The sequence below is a fragment of the Moorena sp. SIO3H5 genome, assembly GCF_010692395.1.
Classification (GTDB): domain Bacteria; phylum Cyanobacteriota; class Cyanobacteriia; order Cyanobacteriales; family Coleofasciculaceae; genus Moorena.
In genome coordinates, this window is record NZ_JAAHHS010000026.1 from 40,170 (window position 1) to 59,563 (window position 19,394).

Consider the following 19,394-nt stretch of genomic DNA (forward strand, 5'->3'; position numbering starts at 1 on the left):
GGCGAGGCCTGTCGGTTGTTTCCTTGAACAGCTTGCTCGACAACCCTTTGACTGTAGTCTTTCTGCCAGATTAGGGTAGGATCAAGGGATTTAACTATACCATTGGCTAACTAACCGATAAATCAAACATTTCATTTTTGATTTTCTATCTTTGTTAATCTATCTCTGGTAATATGTAAAGAATAATACCGATTGATCTGGTCCAAGGGAAAAAACTGGTCTGGTCTTAGTTCATGCCAGTAATAACCCTATAGCTAGTCCTGGGTGAAATCTAGTCATGGGTATAACTCCCTAATGGCATCATACCTAATGGCATCATATGGTCAAGCATTAACTAGCGCCAGACTTCGGAAGTGGTATTTTAGATTGATGCAAACGGCCTACCGTTTTGTGGCAGTTTCTAGAAACCCGGTTTGGAGTAGCTAAAGCCAGCTCCCAAGTCTGGAGTGAAAAGGGAAAACAGGTTTAATTCCACTGTTAAAACTTACCTTATGATATCAGTTAATGGGTGCAGCGTAGGTTTTTCCTATGATATAGCCTCCCATGGGTCAAAGCAACCTCACTTTCCCCCCACTCCACCTAGTTTAAAATTAGTACCTATTGGCGTAGAATAGCTGAGTTCGACATAACCAACGATCCGACCATTGAGGAGTCTAAAGTCAGGAACTTCGAGTCAGACTAATTGATTGTCAAGGAATTTTTACCTTGAAATCCTCCCAAGAATCCAACAATCGTTCTGTCTAGTCCCACTAACCATAGCTGAATTATGATGATGAAAACTGAATTATGTATCCTGTATCCTCCTCATAGGCGAGTAAATTGATTAGATTGTGCATAGGCGCACGATACGCTAACAAACTGAGATATACTAGTCTATAAGGGCTATATCCACCTTGGAATTTTTTTAACCACTCGAAAAAAAAAGTGGCTAGGAAAATTAGGAAGAATAGTAGGGAATTGAGGTGGGTAGTCAAAAATTTTATTCAGTTATACAAAGGAGAATCTGTGCTCTGTGTTCGAGGGCTTGAAGCAGGATATAAAAAATGACCTAATTGCGGGAATTCTAGTGGTAATTCCCCTGGCTACCACAATCTGGCTGACGATTACAATCGCCAACTGGGTGATAAATTTTTTAACTAGAATTCCTAAACAAATTAACCCTTTTGATAATCTACACCCCATCTTAGTAAATCTGATTAATTTAGGAGTGGGTCTGACAGTACCACTACTATTTATTATGCTGATTGGCTTGATGGCACGCAACATTGTGGGACGGTGGTTGCTAGATTTGGGTGAGAAACTATTGCAGGCGATTCCCTTAGCTGGCGCAGTCTACAAAACCCTTAAACAGATTTTGGAAACCCTTTTACAGGATTCTAAAACTAAGTTTAGTCGGGTGATTTTGGTAGAGTATCCTCGCCAAGGAGTCTGGGCGATCGCGTTCGTTACCGGTGTTGTGAGTGCACAACTCCAATCCCACATGAATCGCCCGATGTTGAGCGTTTTTATACCTACTACTCCTAATCCTACCAGTGGCTGGTATGCTATGGTTCCTGAACAGGACGTGATTAATCTTTCGATGTCCATCGAAGATGCCTTTAAAGTATTGCTCTCAGGTGGAATTGTTAGCCCAGATAACCCGGCAATCCCAATTAATCTACAGCAGCCTCCGGAAAAGCAACCATTAGAAGAACCATTGCCTGAGATGATACAGCAGGTTTTGCCAACAGAAGAAACCTAATCTTTTTGGGTAAAAGAACAAAATTAACTAAGGACAAAAAATGCAACCTCGCAGAATTGCCCGTGAACTGGCTCTTTTGGGCATCTCTCAGATGCCCAACTCACCAGAGCGGTTGGATACACAACAACTGAATAATCTGGTGCTCGCGGCTGTTCGTACCCTGACAGGAGAAATTCAAGAGGCTTTAGAAACGGCGGCGGCTGAACTGAAACGGGGTAGCGATCGCATTCTCGAAAGTGAAACTCGTGCTACTGATGTACGTAGTGCTAGAGCTATGGTAACCGATGCAATTGAGTTAACTGAAAAAGCGATCAATCACTTGGGAAGCGCGGTAGAGATTCCCGAAATTGTCCAGTTGTCTAATACGGCTGAAGTCCGTAGCTATACCCTAGAAATCCTCAAAGCTGTTAGTCGTAGACAGCTTGAGATTGATCAGATGTTGAACCAATCCCTGAAAGATTGGCAACTGAAGCGCTTGCCTCGTATTGACCGGGATATTCTGCGGATGGCTGTGGCGGAAATTTCGTTTTTAGATATCCCAGACCGAGTCGCAATTAATGAAGCAGTGGAACTGGCTAAGCGCTACAGTGATGAGGAGGGACACCGTTTTATTAATGGTGTTTTGCGTCGTGCCAATGAGTTGATCAAAACTCAAGCTCTACCACAATAGCGGAGGGAGTAGTGAGTAGAGAGTAGGGATTAGAGAGTAGGAGTATCGGGAATAGACTAAAATTCGGCTAATACCCAAGGCTACATTAGAAAATTAATAATATTAAGTCAAATATCGATAAAATTAAGGAAACGGTTAGGGATTAGCCTAGGGCTAAGCACTCAAAACCTAAATCAAATATTGAATATATATAGTGAATTGACGCCATAGTCAAGTAAGGGTAATGGTCTTTAATTGGTTCCAACGAAAGTCTGATGCTAGGGCAGGGTCTGCTGAGAAAAAGGACTCTGATACATCTCAAGTAGAATCGGAACAAAAGGCAACACAACAACAACCAATAGACCAAGCTGATTCTAAGTCCCAAGAAGAGTCATCTTCGGCAGCAGCTGATGATTACCTGAGTTGGGCAAAAGCTGCCTACAAAAATGTTCAGAAGCAACAAGTAGATCAATCCCCAGAGACAGACACTACTGACAGTAAGCCAGTAGATGATACAACCGCTCAGCCAGCAGCAACGGCTACACCGGAAAAACCTCAAGAATCACAAGAGACTGAATCTCCAGCGGCTGAAACATCGGAAGGGTCTGAGGAAACTGACACGACAGTTGCAGCTGAGGTAGCTCAGATAACTGTTGAAGAAGAATCACAAGCAGAACCGGAATTAGAAGAGTCTACGGTTAGTGAAGCTTCTGTAGATACTGCTGAAACCGTGGAACCAGTAACGGAGCAATCCTCTGATCAGATGGTAGAGGAGGTAGTATCAACACCATCGGATTCAGTAAGCTCTAATCATGACTCATCTATAGCGATGACCTCGGTTGAGAATAAACCAATCCCTGAGTCAGATGCCTTGACAACTGATATAGCTCCATCAGTTGAGACAACAGAGGAAGAAACCCTCGCTTCTGGCCCAAGTTGGGCGCGTCGATCAAGCACTAACCGACTAGCACGACTGGAACGTCTTAAGGAAACAGCTATTGAAACCCCTGAACCGGAACCCGAAGTGGCAACTATGATCGGGGATGAAGGGGAAGCAGAGATAGATCAAAATGTGGGTCTGGCCTTTGATGATGGGTTCTTGTGGTCAGCAGAAGTGTTGGCATCTCAGGGAAGAAGTCCTGAGGATATCTCCATTGAGGAAATTAGCTGGCTCAAGCAACTGCGTCAGGGATTGGGCAAAACTCGTCGTGGGTTGATTAACCAACTAAAGGCGATTGTGGGTCAAGGCCCGTTGAATCAAGACGCGGTAATGGAGATTGAGGCACTGCTGTTACAAGCAGATGTAGGAGTTGAGGCCACTGACTATATTATTGAGACTCTACAAGCTAGGTTGCGGGAGGAGTCTCTACCAGCAGAAAAAGCGATCGCATATCTCAAACAAATCATCAGAGATTTGCTAGAGCAACCTTACAGTAACAATTACAGCCGGACCTTTGCTCCAGAAAACGATACCTTGAATATCTGGCTGATGACTGGAGTCAATGGTGCTGGCAAAACTACTACTATTGGTAAACTCGCTAACTTAGGTCAGAAGTCAGGCTACCGTTGCCTAATTGCAGCAGCAGATACCTTTCGAGCTGCGGCAGTGGAACAAGTTAAGGTTTGGGGAGAGCGCAGTGGCACTGAAGTGATTGCTAATCCTGGTAAGAATACTGATCCAGCTGCTGTTGTGTTTGATGGCATTAGTGCTGCCCAATCTAGAAATACCGAATTACTGTTGGTGGATACAGCAGGACGATTGCAAAATAAGAAAAATCTAATGGAGGAATTGGCGAAAATTCGGCGAATTGTCGCTAAAAAAGCCCCAGATGCCACAGTTGAATCCTTGCTAGTGCTGGATGCTACCTTGGGTCAAAATGGTTTACGTCAAGCACAAGTCTTCTCAGAGGCGGCAAAACTGAGTGGAGTGGTATTAACAAAATTGGATGGAAGCGCCAAAGGTGGTGTCGCTTTAGCAGTGGTGCGGGAACTGGGCTTACCGATTCGCTTTATTGGTGCAGGGGAAGGCATTGAAGATTTGCGGCCTTTCTCTAGTTATGAATTTGTGGAAGCGTTGCTTAGTGGCTAAGCTGGTCTTGATTTAAATTGCTGGTTATGACAGCAAGGGAACAGGGAACAGGGAACAGGGAACAGGGAAGAAAAATTATTACCATTCCTACACGGATCCCTATAGTCATGGTCTGATCAATGATGATGGGATCATAAAAATATAATTCCTAAAAAACGCGATGAAGCGAAGCTTCCGCGCTTATGCGATCGCTACTGTCTCGCTCATCTAAAAAACGCGATGAAGCGAAGCTTCCGCGCTTATGCGATCGCTAAAGTTTCGCTCATCAATGATAAGGCAGCTTGTAGTTGATTCGATTTTAATGGAATTGGCGGTAGGCCAAGCTACGCGAACGCAAATTCCTGATCAAGCCGATATCACTTCAAAATCAGAAATCGTCTCAATCCACACCCGTGCTCCACAATTTAGTGGATTGTCCGGGCGATACATCACCCGACAAGGGCCATTGACCTCCACCGTATGACCGTAAACATTTTTAGAGCCTCGCTTCACCGTAATCACAGGATTACGCTCCCCGGTCTTGAGATTTTGGCGAATGACTTTCTGATTAACGTGGATCACAGCCTTAGTGTAATTTGTGCGCTTTGACCAGTTCCGTTTTGGTCCGCGAGTGCCAGGAGTGACCACCGGCATACCATCAAACAACGGAATCACCCAAGTTCTACCCACCTTATAAGCCCCTTTAACTCTGCCTTTGCCCAGAAGGTAACGGACGCGAGTGGCAGAAACACCAAGTAATTCAGCGGCTTGTGCAGTGGAAATCATCATGGGGAGTAAACCATTGCTTTGACGATATCATTACCTTAACACACTTGTTCTGAAAAGGCAAGGGTATAGTAAAACTATTGCATTAGCGTAATTAAAAAGAAAAAATGGGAGTAGTGGGTGTAGTGAGTTAAAAAATATAAAAGGGTGCTATAAAAAAAACTATTGCATTATCGCAATTTCTCATTTGGTGGGATATTTAGGATATGTGGAGTATGTGGGAGTAGTAGTCGAAAAGGGTGCTATAAAACTATTGCATTGTCGAAATATCAACTCTTAGCTGTTGCCTGTTGCGTAAGTTATCAGCTATCAGCTTTGAGCCTGTCTGTGGCCAACGGCTGATAGCTGACAGCTGACGGCTGACGGCTGACGGCTGAATGCTTACCCTGTTGCCTTTCTTATGGAAAAGCGATTGACATATGCACACTTTAGCTTTTTTGTCAATTCATAAGTCTTAAAATTGATCGATTGTTTAGGGGAAATTAGAGTTTTTAAATGAGATGTAAACAGAAGATGGCTCTAACCGGAAACAATAAACAGCTAAAAGAGAATAGTAGGAAAGGGCTCCCAGATTTTTTGATGTGATCAGAAATCAGCCTTAGTGTTCATGACCTATTTGGAAAAGGGTTATTTTCTCTGATGAAAGAATAAAATGTTAGACGAAAATTGTCTCTATTTTGTTCCTCAGGTTCAGGATTGTGATATACTACTATCAAATAAACTCTACTAAAAGTAAATAATCTTAAAAATGTAGCTAGTTGTTATGGCTTGGCTAGACAATTTTTTGTGAAGCCAATTACAACTTTCATAGCTCATCATACTAGATATTAAGATAATACTAGTTTTTATAATTTATAACTCTGGTAAAATTACGGATTTAATTGAAAAGGCGGGTTGTAAACTTCTCTAACTTCCCCCTTATCCATGGAAGCTGTAGATACAGCTTGCCAGTAACCTGATCAATAATTATGTGATTGTGGCTCCTGCTATACGTCCCTGCCATGTGTAGTAACTTTGTCAATCTAAATAGAGCTGACGTCAATGACCGATAAAAACATTCCGCTACCGAATCCCCAAGATGCTGAGACTTTATTGGCTGACCTATTTCAGCAAGTAAACAAATGGGAAAGTAACCTAGATGAAAGTACAAACCTTGGTGTAGCTGCAACTGCCGTTAAAAGCTTGCTGGAAAGTAGAGTTAGCTTTGGCAATCCTAGGGATAAGTTGATATTACTTACCGAAGACCTATTTGAAAAAACTGAAGAGGGATTGACCAACATTTATCGGCAGCAAATGCGTGATGTATTTGATTTCTATTATATGACTGTGACTGTCGATTTGCGTCCTAAACCAGGGGTTAGATTTTGGCGATTGTGCTGTGAGCTTGACTTCAGTCCCAAAGGAGAAAAAGAGCCCATCATTCAGTCTATTTTCCCCAAAAGCCAATGGCGACCTGTGATGAACTTCGGGGTGGGCATGAATTTAGGTATCAATAGCAATCTTGATTGGAGTATCGGGATTGATAGCACTGAACTAGCCGAAGTTACCACTATTCCTGGGGAGCTCAAAGCTAATGTAGCAAAAAAGAACGAACTGAAGGCATTCATTGTCATTCCTGAGTATACTTACGAAGCTGGTCACTTTGAAATGATTTCCCAAGGTGAAGGTAACTCAAAGTGTTACTGGCGCATTGAAGAGCCCGAAATCCAAAACATACCGACAGTGCAATTTGCTATTGTCTTTAAAGTGCCCAAGGAAATAAAGTCTATTAATTTGCGCGGTATGGTTTGGGTTGAGCCGGATATAAACTGGTTAACTGCTGATATCCGTGATGTTTTCAGTGATCTGGCAGATAGATTAAAAACGTTAATACTAAATAAGAATCAGGCGGCAATTAAATTTAGTCGTAGTGATGTCAAAGAATGGATATTGAAGCTACCGAAAGCTAATCTTCAACAGGATTTAGCTACTTAAATCGGGTGGATCTTTTTATTGTAAATCTATGGCGGTCAGCTTAAGCGCTACGCGCACGCTACGCGAACAGCTTAAGCGCTACGCGAACAGCTATCAGCAGTCAGTTATCAGTTATCAGGGATCAGTTATTAGCGGTTAGTGATTTTATTCAAAAGCTGGATGCTTATGGTGGGCTTTTTCCCAGACTTTCAATTCTCTAACATCTCTAACTATTCAATTATCCCAAATGAGTTTTATTTTAAGCTGACCACTGACTACTGACCACTGACTGCTGACCGCTGACCACTGACCACTGACCGCTGTTCGCGTAGCGTGCGCGTAGCGCATATGCTTAGCAATTAATCAGCTTTATCTGATCAGACAGCTATGACTAGACCCTACTACACCTATCGCATCTACGTGACAAATCCTCATATAGTGGGGGTTGAAAAGAAAGAACCTGGAAAGCACCATAATCCAATCTTTACAGCATTTCGCTATCAGGATAAGATCACCCCAGAAGTCAAGAAGCTGATCGAGGAGGTCCATCAAAACGGACCCAAGGATGCTAAACAGTCGAGGTTACTCGGAGAAGCCTTGTTTGATGCCTTGTTTGATGATCGACTTTGCGATGATTTTGTTGAATTTTACCACGAAGTTGTTCACAAGCAAAAGCAACTGCTACGGGTAGAACTAGATATAGACGAGCAAAATATCCCTGAAGTGGCAGCGTTTCCGTGGGAATTTATGTGTTTGCCTCAGAGGAAGAACTTAAGAACAATGTGGTTCGCTACTGCACCTCGCTTGGTCTTCTCTCGCTTTTGCTCACAGCCGATTTCAGCATCACCGATTCAGTTAGGCGCAAATGAAAAAATGCGGATTGCCTTAGTTGTCTCTGCACCCAAAGATTTAAATCCAGTTGCCTACGAAGAAGTGCAGGCGGCGATAGAGACACTAGCCGAGGCACAACCAGAGCAGGTGCAATTGTTACCAGTAGTGAATCCAGCTAGCGGCAGTGCTATTGATAAAGTTCTTAGGAAAAAGCCTCATATTTTCCATTTCATCGGTCATGGTCGTTTCGAGAATGAAAATGGTGAAATTGCCTTGGTGGATCAATTCGATCAGGCACGGTGGATTAGCGCCAATGACTTTAGTGAACTCTTTAATGAGCATCGACCTGGAATTATTATGTTGCAGGCATGTCAGGGAGCAATGGAGTCTACATCGAAACCATCTGTAGGGCTAGCTTCCAAGGTTGTGCAGCAAATTATTCCTGTACTCGTGGCAATGCAGTATCCTGTGTCTAATAGCACAGCTAGCCGATTTGCCTGCCATTTTTATCAACAATTAGCTCAAGGGAAGCCAGCAGATATAGCAGTACAGGAAGGACGACGAGAAATTAGTCTCCATGAATCAACAGGTTATCGGAAACGGGATTTTGCTACACCTGTGATTTTCATGCAAGTGCAAGATGCTCAATTATTTCAACGTCCAATTGAGTCAGGATTTCAAGGTCTAAATCAGCCAGTTGTGCGAGAAAAGCCAAGCCATAAACAGTTCCATGTAAAGGATGCTGGCCAATCAAAAGGGCTAAAACGAGCGCTGTTGATTGGAGTCAGTGAATATGGACAGGGCTTAAAGCCACTACCTGGCGCAACCAAAGATTTAGAGGAAATCAAACGAATACTGGGTTCCCCACAACTGGGAAATTTTGTTGATGTCAAAGCTCTCAGCAATCCTGATCGACAGGAAATGGCGGAGGCTATTGAAGAGTTATTCACCAGTTCTACAAAAGATGATTTGGTGTTACTGTTCTTTTCAGGTCACGGTGTTAAAGATAGCAGCAATCAACTGTACTTAGCAAATCGTATTACTCGTAAGAATCCACAGGGGGAACTAGTTAGGACAACCGCAGTTTCCGCTAAGGCTATCCATGACATTATGAAAGGTAGCCGCTCCAAGCGACAAGTGGTTATCCTCGACTGTTGCTTTAGTGCAGCTTTTCGTAATGGCCTACTGGTTAAAGATGATCGCTCTGTCGATCTTCAAAATCAATTAGGAGGAGAAGGGCGTGCTATTCTCGCCTCTTCAACTGACTATTCCTTTAGTCAATTGGACAAACAGCTCTCAATTTACACTCAGTATTTAGTAGAGGGTATTGAAACGGGAGATGCTGATTTGAATGGGGATAGGGTGATTTCTCTGGATGAGTTACATAAGTACATCGAAAATAGGATTCGAGAAACCCTTCCTGATATGAAGCCTAAAATCTATACTGATCAGGAAGGTTCTAAAATCCACATTGCTAATGCACCAAGGGATTCTAGCCCTGTTTCAGATACTCATTTAGTTAACCCAGAGGGGATAAATACAAGTTCAAAAGCAGATAGTTTGATAATACTTAGCTTACTTAAGAAACTGCTATCAAAGCCTGTTATAGTTATTGTTGTTGTGGTGATTTTGGTCTTTCGTATATTAGATGGGGTAGTGTACCAGAAATGTCTGGATATGTATGAAAGAACTAAGAAAAATGAAAAAGCTAGACAAGAGGTAAGGGATAAGCCTTGGCTTAAAGGGCTATGTCAGGCAGTAAACGTTCATTTGATAGAATAACTTCAATTTTTGGATATTTTTAATTTAAGCTAATATGCATTTAAATTTCAGATCGATCCACTTGTATAAAAACATTCAATACCTCTTCCCATCTCCCAATTAGCCCAAATTCACAATTTAAATGAGTTACAGCTTAGTTTTACAATCGTTTGGATTTTGTTCCTTGCATTTTAATTGTGTTTCCTTAATCAAAAATTTATTATTAGAATCTCCTTTAATTTCTACTAAGGAATAAACATCACTTAAATCTTCGATCCTTAAATTTTGGATCTTATTTACCTTAAAATTTTTCTGAAGATAACCTAGAACATTTCCTCTTTTAAGATTATCATTTTGATTATAATATTGATATAGGATTACATTGGATTCTGTGCACAAAGACTCATTACAACGATGACCAAAAGCTTTTGTGAATATACCGAGCAAGAAAACAAGGCTTACTCCAATAACAATAATAACAAGGGAATTTAAAAATTTTACTTTCATGACAAAGAGAAGAGTAATGGTTGACTACTATACTCTTCGCTAGCTCTAAATTAAATCAGGATATTTGACTAAGAAAGCAAGAAATATCTCCAAAAATTCATGAAATGGCGGTAAACTCGCACAAAATAGTGTTTTACACTACTCAATGTTTATGCTAGGTTAATTCTTTGTTTGAAGAAAAAGGTAAAAGGCAAAAGGCAAAAGGGGACTGCTGCCAATGTCGCAGAAGACAGCAATCGGGATAGTCTGGTCTTTGCCCGAAACCAAGAGTACAGACCTAGTTGACTAGTACTTATAGCTGGGTGGTTTGATGGGATTGACCGTAGGTAACGCTACGGGATTGGCTTACTGCCACCCTATGCGATTGACCTGCTTGTCACGCGGGGCGCGATGAAGCGAAGCTTCCGCTAAAAGCGATCGCAAAACATTGACTGGTTTGATGGGATTGACCTGCTTGTCACGGGGGGCGCGTTCGCAAAAGGAGGCCTTGTGATACCAAATCCGGAAAGCAAAAACAGGATTAGAATTAGGCTCAAACAACCGTATAGTCAGAGGAAGACAAATATTTTTTACTGTCTGTACTAACCGGATTTGATATTACAGCTTACCGGACTTATTCACCAAGCCTATTTAACCTCTAACTCACAGTAAGTTTGATGTTGCTGTAATTGGCAATTTGAGCAGTTGAAGCAACTCAGAGCATTCTTGCGAAATTTCTTTAAAAAGCTTTTGTTGAATGAATACAAAGTCTGAAAACCCTTGTAAAGCCCATTCTTGAATTTGTTGCTCTGATTCGGTTCTATATTTTGCGACTAGATCAAGTGCTTCAAGGGCAAACTTAAAATGTTCAGCTTCAACCCCAGAACCCTGGTGTTTACCGTGAATTACAATCCAATACCAAGGACTAAACTGACCTTGCTCAACTTCAACTTTTCCATTGATTTTAGAAAGGTATGAATTGAAACCACAATTTGAGTGATTGTACCTAATAACCTTATCAATAATCGAGTATTCACGATGGCTCGAAGAGCCCGCTTTTAGCGATCAGCAAGGACTTCAGAAGCTGCATGAAATCCTATGGCACGAATCAGGGCAACAGCATTACCAGGTATACCCTCATATTTTTTTACAGTATCATCTAAAATTTCGTGCATCCAATCTGGGAGGATAGAGAAATGGTTTCGCTTGTCTACAGTTAAACCAGCATAGTCGCCAATAGATTTCAGTGTTGCTTGCGCTAAAGTACGATGGGGTACAGATTTAGCACCTTTATCCGAGTGTTCATCAATCGTTGCTGCTAATATTTTTGCTGCTATTTCTAATCCCCGATCAGCTTCATCTATAACAGGATTTGAAGAACTATTGAATAGGTTACGGGACAATCCAACTGAACTTGCCAAACGAGCGACTAAGCTACCTGCATAGCCGTTAAAATGAGTATATCGCTGCATGAACAAATACAGTGACTTAGGATCTTGTACTGCTAATTGGCATGATGATTCTACAGATTTATCAAGATTGGCAAAATCAAATAAATCATCAAGAATTTCTATGGACAATATGCTAGTATAAATACTCATATTTTGCGGTTTTTATTGACTATTAAAGTCTACTAGATAATCTGGGTACGACATAGGAATTGAAAGGATTAATACAGAATATCATGTCAGCTTAAGTACACATAATATAGGAGGTAGCATCTACTGCGTTTGAGTATGCCTAAACGCCTTACTATTAGCCCCCACCTAACTATTGATGAATAGGAGCAAGGTTATCGCCAAAAACAGTAAAGGAACGCTCACATTAGCAAATCCTTTGGTAATTAGCCAAAGGAAACAAGAGCAGGGAAGTGGCTACTGTAACAGATTATACCAAATCCGGAAATCAAAAACAGGATTAAGATTAGGGTCAAACAACCGTATAGTTCAGACGCAAATATTTTTTACTGTCTGTACTAACCGGATTTGATATGTTTAATTCGATGTCAATGGGATTGACCTAAGGCCACGCTACGGGATTGACCTGCTTGTTACGCTACGCGAGTCACGGGATTGACCTGCTTGTCACGCTACGCGATGAAGCCAAGCTTCCGCTAAAAGCGATCGCATTCACATCCCATCAAGCCGATATTACTTCAAAATCAGAAATCGTCTCAATCCACACCCGTGCTCCACAATTTAGTGGAGCATCTGGACGATACATCACCCGACAAGGGCCATTGACTTCTACCGTATGACCGTAAACATTTTTGGAGCCTCGCTTCACCGTAATCACAGGATTACGCTCCCCGGTCTTGAGATTGTTGCGAATCACCCTCTGATTAACGTGGATCACAGCCTTAGTGTAATTTGTACGCTTTGACCAGTTCCGTTTTGGTCCGCGAGTGCCAGGAGTGACCACCGGCATGCCATCAAACAACGGAATCACCCAAGTTCTACCCACCTTATAAGCGCCTTTAACTCTGCCTTTGCCCAGAAGGTAACGGACGCGAGTGGCAGAAACACCAAGTAATTCAGCGGCTTGTGCAGTGGAAATCATCATGGGGAATAAACCATTGCTTTGACGATATTATTACTTTAACACACTTGTTCTTGAAATGCCAGTATTTGGTAAAACTATTGCATTATCGCAATTTAAAGCCGTGGTGTTAATTGGGATTAATGGTAGTAATAAGGTTAGTGGTATAAAAGGGTTTTATAAAACTATTGCATTATCGCAATTTAAAGGTGTAATAAGTGCAATGGGTTAAATAAAGTAATACAGAGAAGAGGGTGCTAGAAAACTATTGCATTGTCGCAATCTCAAGTAATTGAATAAAAAAATTCGGTCAAGGATTGCAGTTAAGCAAAACTTGACCGAATCATGAATTGTACTTTTCGACGAGTACAGACTAGCTGCACTATCCACCGATAAGTGGATCAGAATCATTACATTGTTATCAAGTTAGTCAGCACATTCTCCTAATCAATAACATCTCAACTGATCATTCATCCTTCTGCTTGATAATTTGCCAGGGAATGAAGCTTTCACCACCTGAACGAGGTGGTGGTGTCCTATGCTAATCTAAGGTTATCCCTAACCCAGAGATCACATAGACAAGCCCAGCTTCTAGGCGGTCGTCCAGGTCTTTTGCTGGAACGACTCTCACTGTCATTTCTGCGAGTGAGTTTAATGACACCTCTAGCACCGATATTGTAAGCGCCGTTTAGGTCGGCATTGAATCGCTTACCTGAAGTGAAGGTAGCTAAGGCATAATTTTTTGAATCACGTTTAACAATGCCCGTACCATCGTAGGCGAGTTTAGAAGTGTAAGCTGCCACAACCTCTACTATTTTACCGCCTAATTCAGTCCATTTCATTTCCGTAAAATCACGAATTTTTGCCTTGAGCCATCCGTGGAATCTTTGCCTTAGATTGGAACGTTTCCTTCCGCCCTTTGGCTTCCATCCTTTGAGATTCTCAAACACGATCGCTTCAGAATTAAACTTTTCAGCAATCTCGACAATTCGCTTGGAAACAATGTGGCCAATCTGATTGTTGATTCTTTGACATTTTTGATAAGTTTTAGAGCAAAAACCTTTATGTAGTTTCCCTCCTTTACCCATCGTCTTAGATGCTCTTACGGATACGGATTTTAGTCGCTTGTCCCGACGGTCTATGTCTCTTCCTGGGTGAATAAACTCCCGGTGGATTACAGTGCCGCTGTGGGTCACAACTGCTATTGTCGCGGTGGTATTAATTCCTAGATCTACCGCAGTCACATTGGCCTCCGGTTTCCGTTTTTCTGGCTTGCAGTTGAACGGAACCGATAAATGACAGTACCTTTCATTGAAAATCAAAGAAGGCGACATCATTTTGTTACTGGCTACCTGATGCCTTTCCCTTAACCCAGTGATTTGGACAGTAGTCCAGACCCAATCGAGACCATTGAAAACTTTAATTTCGACTTGATCGAAGCCGTGCAGTTTATAACATTGGCCTTTGTACAGGGCGGGATAACAGCCAGTATCAGCATTTAGCTTTGGTGGTTTAGTGTCTCGCCGTTTCCGCGTACCCGACTGCCATTCACTATAACAGGTCACATAACTACTAACTTGACCAGCGGCAAAGGCAATGGCGGCACGACGGTAATAGCTGGGAAATTTGTAAAAAGTTTTGTTGAATTGCGGGTATTTAACATTAGGACGCTTGGCAGTTTGGTGCATCAAACGCTCAACAGCAGGAGTTAGCTGATCGGCAGTCAAACATCCTAGTTCAGCCCAGTGAGTATAAATGATTCCAACCAAATACCGACAAGCATGGCGATACACCTTAATAGTATCCCCGAATAGTATCTTTTGATCAGGGGTCGGATTAAGTTGCCATTTGTCAGTTCGTATAACTTTGGTCGGCGTTTTCACTGCTATAACAAGCTTTCCTGTACTTAATATTTTATCCTACAAAAGATTGGACGACAATTCGGCAAAGCCGTTCGCGTTCGCGCAGCGTCGCCTACGGCGAAAGCGTGGCCATAGGCCTCCGCTTCTTAACCCGAACAATCATTGTTCCAGGTTTTTAGTAATTACTGTTGGCGTGGACTAACCCCCACCTGGCAACCCGTTCGCGTAGCGTGGCCATAGGCCAGGTGGGGGAATGCGTCACACGGGTTGTTCAAATCCCCGGCAAATTGCTATCTTAATCGAGCAACAGATATCGAATCAAAATACTGATCACCTCACCAGGATTTTCAGTAGGTTGAGGAATGCTCCACTCATCAACATTGGCATAGCCAAGGGAATAAAGAGTGTAAAGCGATGCAGCGCGGTCTTGGGGGTTTCCCCCATGAGCGACTGCATCAAGACATTGTTGTCCGAACAGCTTTGGGAGAACCAATCAATATATGTTTGATTTCCTCTCGTCCTGGACGTGCCTTGCTAGACCGTTGGGGAAGATTAGGATTTTTGGGATTATGATCAGGATTTTGAACGAACTCTTGGCTCATAATGATTCTTCGTGGTTACGTGTAAATTTATTAATTTAACCACTTATTTGCCAAAAGTCAAGGGGTTATGAAAATTTTTAAAAAACTTAATATTTTGGCTCTCATAGTAATCAAAATTGCTATAAATAATTCAGAGACTGTGTAATAAAAATATCTCCGATTACTTAAACTCTAAACTCTAAACTCTAAACTACCGATGGTTCAAACAATTCCTGCAAAAGAGATTACCTTACGTCAATTAAGACACAGATTTAATCTAGAACGAACCGATGATGAACAGTTTTTCCGAGAATGGCAAGACGATTTACCAGAACTGACAGATTTTGAGAAGCAATTGCTAGGGCAAGTCAAAGAAGAATATCTTTACTTATCTGAGTCTCCGTTATTGGAAGTGATCCTGAAAATGGTGATAATATCGCCATTACTCAGACTAGCAGGATTTTATCGTTATCCCTTTGAAATCACAGCAGAAAAAGAAGTTAAAATTACCTCAGAGGATGAGGGAATAATTGTTAATGGACGTATTGATGTTCTAATTTTTAAACCAGAATTCTGGGTTACTGTTATTGAAGCAAAAGGCACAAAATATGCCTTAGCAGCGGGAATTCCCCAAGTCTTCGCCTATATGTTGGCTAATCCTAATCCAGAGCAACCTATCCTGGGCTTTATCACCAATGGTAATGAGTTTAAATTCCTAAAGATGACAACCACAAAGCCACCTCAATATGCTCAATCCTATACATTTGCTCTTGAGAACAAAGATGACCTTTACACTGTGCTGAGAATCTTAAAACATATTAACCAAACCATCCAAACTCCCTAGTCAGTCTCCAGTGATAACGGTCTTGTGGGAGTTGTCCAGGATAACTGATCTACTAGCGCCCCTCAGCTAAATGTCCAAGTTTTCCTGGATGGTTTAGCTTACTGCTCATAACCAGTTGATGTAGCATGGGCGTAGCGTATTAGCTGACTGCTTACATTTCCTGGAAAAGACTTTACCTTTTTCACAAAAAGCACTATTATACTCATACTGCTGCCCAAAACTTACTGGAAGCAGCACATGATACCCAAGTAAAACAAGCGATTACCTGTTTATTGATCAGGTTATTGATCAGGTGTCACAGCTGCAGACCAACTATGGTATCTTCACCATAGTGGTAATTTAGGTCAGGGTAACTTACCCTATATAACTGATACTGTGACTGTTATCAATAACTTATAGGTTATTACAAAGCACGGTTAATTGCCTAGTAAGATCTAACCGAATACACTACTGAAAGCAGCAACTAGTTTGGTAAAACTACCTAGGGAGTATAGTTAACTAATGGGATAAACCTATTAGAGACTAAGAGCAGTAAGATGAAGTGTCCGGAATATCGATGAAAACCAATAGATTGACAGCTGGGACTTCCGTAAAAAAAAATACCAATTAAAGTAGGGTGGGCAACCTAATTTAATCTAGAAAACTGAAAATAACCAAACTTTTTTTGCCTATCCGACAAGCTAAAAGCTGGTATTTTATTTTTTTGCTGCTCCCTAATCAGTTGGAGTTGAGATAAGCAGCTTTCCCCAAATCACAGAAGAATGGAAAAATTGTATAGTGTACACCCTAAGTATCTCGAAAAAGTCAAATTAGTTTGGAAGCGTAAGCGTCGGGGAAGAGATATAGACCTAGCTAATGAATTAGATTTAGACTTGCCCATTGTTAATCTTTTTCTGATCGGGAAGCCCATTAAAGGTCTTTTCTTTGTAGAAATTTGTCAAGCATTGCACTTAAATTGGCGAGAAATTGCTGGTTTAGAGTTACTGGAAACTCCGGTGAAATCCTCAGAAATTGAAGTAGATAGCAATGACGTAGATACCGTCGATACCAGTGATGGGATTAGCCGTAGGCGAAGCTACAGGAACGCAAAACCAAAACTTATCGAAGAGGTAAACACCGTTGATGACGCTTTAGGGGAGTTAGTGGACACCCTCAAAGAAATGTTAACTCGCCTGACTCGAAAAGCGGGAAATATCCTAAAAGCAGACCGAACCAGTATTTTTTTACTGGATCAGCACAGTAACATCCTCGGTTCCATTGACGCTGATGATGGGAAAGGTGGCTCCCTAATCATTGATATTCCAGCAAATAAAGGAATTGCTGGTGCAGCAGCTACCTCCTTAAGTATTATTAATGTTCCCTTTGATGTCTATGACGACCCACGCTCTGAAGAAGCGAAAAGAATCGACAAAATTACCGGATACCGAACTTATACTATGCTAGCTTGGCCGGTGTTGAATCAGCGAAAAAATTTAGTTGCTGTGGTACAATTAATTAATAAATTAAAACCTGATAGTAATCCAAATGATGACTTGTATGAAAGAATTGATTTAAAGGGGTTTACCAAAAAAGATGAAGCCCTGTTTGCTCAATTTACTCCTTCAATTTTGAGAAATTTAGAACGATGTCAGTTATGTTTCCAACTAGCCCGTAAACTTTGGGTAAATTCAGAAAGTAACTCAGGGATTATCGATCCCTATAATCAAAAACTGATTACTGAACTCCAGGATAAAGAAAAACAGGTGCGCAAGAGCCTAAAAAAACTAACCAATTTTTATGGTTAAATTTCAATATTTTATAGTTTAAATTTTAAATTTTAACATTTTAGGCATCCTAGGAGATATTTTGCCTAATAACTCCAGTACAATCAGATTTAACCCAATTTTCGTCTTGACCGGAGTAGAACACAATGCCAGTAGCAGTTGGAACCATTGAGACCCTAGGTTTTCCAGGGGTACTAGCCGCAGCAGATGCCATGGTCAAAGCAGGGGCAGTCACACTGGTATCCTATGATAAATCTGAGAAAGGTCGGTTTATGGTTAGCGTCCGTGGTAAAATTTCAGAGGTAAACGTCGCAGTAGCAGCTGGTCTGGAAGCCGTAGAGAAAACCTATGGTGCAGAGGTGACAGCTTACTATATCATTCCTAACCCTAATGAAAATGTGGACACAGTGCTCCCCATCCACTACACCAGCAAAGTCGAAGAGTTCCGAACATTTTAAATCAATAGGCTGAATCAGTATTTTTCAGAATCGGTAGCGAAGATTCGTACAATAGTTCCTGAGTTTAAAATAATTCAACAGATTAAGGAGTTTGGCTATGTCCACAGTGGCGGTTGGATCTCTCGAAACCAAAGGCTTTCCTGGGATACTCGCAGCAGCAGATGCTATGGTTAAAGCCGGTAGGGTTACCTTAGTAGGCTACATCAGAGTTGGTAGCGCCCGCTTCAATATCAATATTCGGGGGGATGTTTCCGAAGTAAAAGCAGCTATGGATGCTGGTATTGCAGCCGTCGAAAAAGCCTATGGCGCTACCCTGGAATCCTGGGTAATCATTCCTCGTCCCCATGAAAACGTCGAGTGTGTTCTGCCCATTGCCTATACTGAAGCAGTTGAACCGTACCGAGAAGCTGTGGAAAATCCCATCATCGGGCCGGGGAACGGTTTGCCTCGTTAAGCTTTTTGGTTGGTTTTAGCTAAACCCGCACCAATCCCAGGTCTGACCGGATAGGAGAGCGGTTGTTGAATGCGGGTTGAAGCTACATTTGTGTTAGAACCGGGTCCGGTTAACTATGTCGATAATCATGCGACTAATCCTGATGGTTGCACTTCCACAGGAAGCACTGGCAAATCAACCCGCACTTTCTGAGCTTGGGGCTGTGCTGCTTGCTCTAATACTTCTACCTCAATATTAACTGCCACTAGATAAGAACCAGTTTGATCTGCCACAGCTTGGGCAATCAAACCAGCAAAGTCTGGTCGTTCTGCCGTAATGGGATCTCTTAACGTACACTGCTCCCATTGGTAGTCGGCATTGGGATTGATGCTCAGGATATAGTGCTTCTTCATTGGGAAAAACCTTGATTAGGGGTTTACATCAGAACCTGTGGGTCAACTCGCTATCTTGATTATAGTACAAATATACTATTTTAGTACTGGTCAGTAGTTACTCCGTTTGATGTGATGGTTTGCTGGTATTGACAAAAAATAGCGAATTTCCTACATCGAAATGAGTTGTTTATCACCCGTTGATGGTAGAAATATGTAAACTATCTTAAAAAAGAGCGGGTTTAATA

The 19,394-nt window shown here is 41.7% G+C and carries 17 protein-coding genes; 11 read left to right on the plus strand and 6 right to left on the minus strand.

Annotation, left to right across the window (positions count from 1 at the left end; all coding sequences use genetic code 11):
* Nucleotides 1-1,012: 1,012 nt before the first annotated feature.
* The 3 genes from F6K52_RS04650 to ftsY all read left to right on the plus strand — a co-directional run bounded on the left by F6K52_RS04650 (nucleotide 1,013) and on the right by ftsY (nucleotide 4,479).
* The gene (locus F6K52_RS04650) at nucleotides 1,013-1,741 is read left to right on the plus strand and encodes a DUF502 domain-containing protein (protein ID WP_293074694.1); all 729 of its coding nucleotides are present in this window, start codon (nucleotides 1,013-1,015) and stop codon (nucleotides 1,739-1,741) included.
* A gap of 40 nt (nucleotides 1,742-1,781) precedes the next feature.
* Nucleotides 1,782-2,411: a transcription antitermination factor NusB gene (gene nusB, locus F6K52_RS04655; protein WP_293074696.1), complete on the plus strand. Its 630-nt coding sequence runs from the start codon at nucleotides 1,782-1,784 to the stop codon at nucleotides 2,409-2,411.
* A gap of 223 nt (nucleotides 2,412-2,634) precedes the next feature.
* Nucleotides 2,635-4,479, plus strand: a complete 1,845-nt coding sequence (gene ftsY / locus F6K52_RS04660; protein ID WP_293074698.1) for a signal recognition particle-docking protein FtsY — start codon at nucleotides 2,635-2,637, stop codon at nucleotides 4,477-4,479.
* A 345-nt stretch (nucleotides 4,480-4,824) separates the two neighbouring features.
* Here ftsY and F6K52_RS04665 read toward each other — a convergent pair whose 3' ends face one another.
* Nucleotides 4,825-5,247, minus strand: a complete 423-nt coding sequence (locus F6K52_RS04665; RefSeq protein WP_293074700.1) for a helix-turn-helix domain-containing protein — start codon at nucleotides 5,245-5,247, stop codon at nucleotides 4,825-4,827.
* A gap of 1,038 nt (nucleotides 5,248-6,285) precedes the next feature.
* Here F6K52_RS04665 and F6K52_RS04670 point away from each other — a divergent pair.
* Together F6K52_RS04670 and F6K52_RS04675 are read left to right on the plus strand one after the other, a co-directional pair.
* Entirely contained in the window at nucleotides 6,286-7,218 is a 933-nt protein-coding gene (locus tag F6K52_RS04670; protein ID WP_293074702.1) for a hypothetical protein, read from the plus strand.
* Between the two features lie 366 nt (nucleotides 7,219-7,584).
* Complete coding sequence (locus F6K52_RS04675) at nucleotides 7,585-9,810, plus strand: CHAT domain-containing protein (protein ID WP_293074704.1); 2,226 nt, start codon at nucleotides 7,585-7,587, stop codon at nucleotides 9,808-9,810.
* 126 nt (nucleotides 9,811-9,936) lie between these two features.
* On the opposite strand, the gene F6K52_RS04680 is transcribed toward F6K52_RS04675, so the two are convergent.
* The 3 genes from F6K52_RS04680 to F6K52_RS04690 all read right to left on the minus strand — a co-directional run bounded on the left by F6K52_RS04680 (nucleotide 9,937) and on the right by F6K52_RS04690 (nucleotide 12,837).
* Nucleotides 9,937-10,296: a hypothetical protein gene (locus F6K52_RS04680; protein ID WP_293074706.1), complete on the minus strand. Its 360-nt coding sequence runs from the start codon at nucleotides 10,294-10,296 to the stop codon at nucleotides 9,937-9,939.
* Between the two features lie 1,037 nt (nucleotides 10,297-11,333).
* Nucleotides 11,334-11,855 (minus strand): hypothetical protein, encoded by a 522-nt coding sequence (locus F6K52_RS04685; RefSeq protein ID WP_293074708.1) that lies wholly within the window; start codon nucleotides 11,853-11,855, stop codon nucleotides 11,334-11,336.
* A 559-nt stretch (nucleotides 11,856-12,414) separates the two neighbouring features.
* A complete protein-coding gene (locus F6K52_RS04690) occupies nucleotides 12,415-12,837 on the minus strand; it encodes a helix-turn-helix domain-containing protein (RefSeq protein WP_293074711.1) in 423 nt (140 codons plus the stop codon).
* 55 nt (nucleotides 12,838-12,892) lie between these two features.
* Here F6K52_RS04690 and F6K52_RS04695 point away from each other — a divergent pair, with 55 nt between their 5' ends.
* Complete coding sequence (locus F6K52_RS04695) at nucleotides 12,893-13,045, plus strand: hypothetical protein (protein ID WP_293074714.1); 153 nt, start codon at nucleotides 12,893-12,895, stop codon at nucleotides 13,043-13,045.
* A gap of 304 nt (nucleotides 13,046-13,349) precedes the next feature.
* Here F6K52_RS04695 and F6K52_RS04700 read toward each other — a convergent pair whose 3' ends face one another.
* A complete protein-coding gene (locus tag F6K52_RS04700) occupies nucleotides 13,350-14,696 on the minus strand; it encodes a transposase (RefSeq protein WP_293074717.1) in 1,347 nt (448 codons plus the stop codon).
* Nucleotides 14,697-15,089: 393 nt separating this feature from the next.
* Between F6K52_RS04700 and F6K52_RS36915 the strand changes: the two genes are divergently transcribed.
* The 5 genes from F6K52_RS36915 to F6K52_RS04725 all read left to right on the plus strand — a co-directional run bounded on the left by F6K52_RS36915 (nucleotide 15,090) and on the right by F6K52_RS04725 (nucleotide 18,775).
* The gene (locus F6K52_RS36915) at nucleotides 15,090-15,248 is read left to right on the plus strand and encodes a hypothetical protein (RefSeq protein WP_364416053.1); all 159 of its coding nucleotides are present in this window, start codon (nucleotides 15,090-15,092) and stop codon (nucleotides 15,246-15,248) included.
* A 225-nt stretch (nucleotides 15,249-15,473) separates the two neighbouring features.
* Entirely contained in the window at nucleotides 15,474-16,100 is a 627-nt protein-coding gene (locus F6K52_RS04710) for a type I restriction endonuclease (protein WP_293074720.1), read from the plus strand.
* A 761-nt stretch (nucleotides 16,101-16,861) separates the two neighbouring features.
* Nucleotides 16,862-17,884 carry a GAF domain-containing protein gene (locus F6K52_RS04715; RefSeq protein WP_293074725.1) on the plus strand — a complete coding sequence of 341 codons (1,023 nt, stop codon included), beginning with the start codon at nucleotides 16,862-16,864 and terminating at the stop codon, nucleotides 17,882-17,884.
* A 125-nt stretch (nucleotides 17,885-18,009) separates the two neighbouring features.
* Nucleotides 18,010-18,321: a carbon dioxide-concentrating mechanism protein CcmK gene (locus F6K52_RS04720; RefSeq protein ID WP_075900807.1), complete on the plus strand. Its 312-nt coding sequence runs from the start codon at nucleotides 18,010-18,012 to the stop codon at nucleotides 18,319-18,321.
* Nucleotides 18,322-18,418: 97 nt separating this feature from the next.
* Nucleotides 18,419-18,775 (plus strand): BMC domain-containing protein, encoded by a 357-nt coding sequence (locus F6K52_RS04725; RefSeq protein WP_293074728.1) that lies wholly within the window; start codon nucleotides 18,419-18,421, stop codon nucleotides 18,773-18,775.
* Between the two features lie 125 nt (nucleotides 18,776-18,900).
* On the opposite strand, the gene F6K52_RS04730 is transcribed toward F6K52_RS04725, so the two are convergent.
* Complete coding sequence (locus F6K52_RS04730; protein ID WP_293074731.1) at nucleotides 18,901-19,167, minus strand: hypothetical protein; 267 nt, start codon at nucleotides 19,165-19,167, stop codon at nucleotides 18,901-18,903.
* Nucleotides 19,168-19,394 lie beyond the last annotated feature (227 nt).